A 1,564-nucleotide genomic window follows, 5' to 3' on the forward strand; every position below is an offset into this window, starting at 1 on the left:
TGAGTCCTAACAGTTAAAATATGAGTGCAAACAAACACTTTAACGACCAGGATTCAGGTTTTGTCACATCAGAATACCGTATTTCATGAGCTAATTAAACCTGTTGTGCGACAGGATTTTGAACAACTTGCTAAAGTACACCATGTTGGACAGAAATTTAGAGCGGCTTCCCGGTGGGATCAGTTTATTGCCATATTGATGTCTCAATTCTCTTGTAGGCAAAGTCTGAGAGATATTCAATCCAATTTGGAGTGCCAACAGGAAAAGCTGAGTCATCTCGGAGCAAAGTCTATTCCCCGAAGCACGCTGGCACGAATCAATGAGCAGCAGCCTGCTGCCTTGTATCAACAGCTATTTTACAAGTTGCTTAAATACTATGAACACTCAAAAGTAGCTCATAAATTTCGCTTTAAGAATCCCTTGTATTCCTTGGATGCCAGTCATATTGACCTGTCGCTTTCCTTATGTGAATGGGCCAAAGTTCACGACTCAAAAGCCAGCATGAAACTCAGTATAGGATTGAATCACAGCAATGATATTCCTGAGTTTGTTGCAGTTGAAAATGGCAAAGAAAATGACATGGTACAAGGCCGCAAATTCCAGTTTCCTGCTGGCAGCATTGTAGTTTTTGATAAAGGCTATGTCGATTACCAATGGTATGCAAATCTGACTGCTCAAAACATTGGATTTGTCACACGTTTTAGGCCTAAATCTGTGTATCAGGTGATCCAGCAACATCCAGTGCTTGAATCCAAAGGTATTCTAAAAGATGAAACCATTCAGCTGAATAGCGCACATGCCCTAAAAAGAAAAGCCCCAGTGTTAAGAAGAATTGAATATAGAGATCAGCAAAGTGGCAAGCACTTTAGCTTTCTCAGCAATAACTTTCATTTAGCCGCCTCCACCATTGCGGCGATTTATAAAGATCGTTGGAAAGTTGAGCTGTTCTTTAAGGCGATTAAGCAGAATCTCAAATTAAAAGCGTTTCTAGGCCGCAGCAGGAACGCAATTCAGACACAAATCTGGATTGCGATGATCGCCTATTTATTGGTGAGTTTCGCTCGACATTTAGGAAAAACAGGTTGGACAGTTCAACGTTTACTCAGAATAATTCAAGTGAATTTGTTTGAAAGAAGAACTTTAAAAGCTTTATTTTCACCCGATAAAATACCCATAAAACAAGAGGAAGCTCAAATGAGCTTCCTCTTGTGAAAAATTGTGGGACAGCAATGGCTTTAAGCTCCCATTTTTAGTCTTTAATTCGCTTTTTCGCTTCGTCATAAACTATGCTATCAGCTCGTTTTCCGACGGTAATGAGCAGGATAACTACCTGATCATCTTTAACTTGATAGACAAGTCGGACACCAGCTTTTAATAATTTGATTTTATAGCAACCTGCAAGATCGCCTCTAAGCATATTCTTTGGAATATGTGGCTGCTCTATGACTTTGGCTAGTTTCTTTTTAAATTGATCTCGTATAGCAACAGGGAGTTTTTCCCATTCTGCTGTAAAGTCCTTGTGACGTAAAAGCTTATAAGTCATCTAATGTGACTTCCTCAAACA

2 protein-coding genes are annotated in these 1,564 nt (G+C 39.6%); one reads left to right on the top strand and one right to left on the bottom strand.

Annotated elements, in window-relative coordinates:
* Window positions 1-60 precede the first annotated feature (60 nt).
* Window positions 61-1,212, top strand: a complete 1,152-nt coding sequence (locus tag R5R67_RS19280; protein WP_005176703.1) for an IS4-like element ISAbe18 family transposase — start codon at window positions 61-63, stop codon at window positions 1,210-1,212.
* A gap of 37 nt (window positions 1,213-1,249) precedes the next feature.
* On the opposite strand, the gene R5R67_RS19285 is transcribed toward R5R67_RS19280, so the two are convergent.
* Window positions 1,250-1,543 carry a type II toxin-antitoxin system RelE family toxin gene (locus R5R67_RS19285; protein ID WP_000221358.1) on the bottom strand — a complete coding sequence of 98 codons (294 nt, stop codon included), beginning with the start codon at window positions 1,541-1,543 and terminating at the stop codon, window positions 1,250-1,252.
* Window positions 1,544-1,564 lie beyond the last annotated feature (21 nt).

This window comes from Acinetobacter sp. OYA S30, from assembly GCF_033599315.1.
Lineage (GTDB): Bacteria > Pseudomonadota > Gammaproteobacteria > Pseudomonadales > Moraxellaceae > Acinetobacter > Acinetobacter baumannii.

Excerpts from the sequence above, each read along its gene's own strand:
- R5R67_RS19285 (WP_000221358.1), bottom strand. The coding sequence starts at position 1,543 with ATGACTTATAAGCTTTTACGTCACAAGGACTTTACAGCAGAATGGGAA.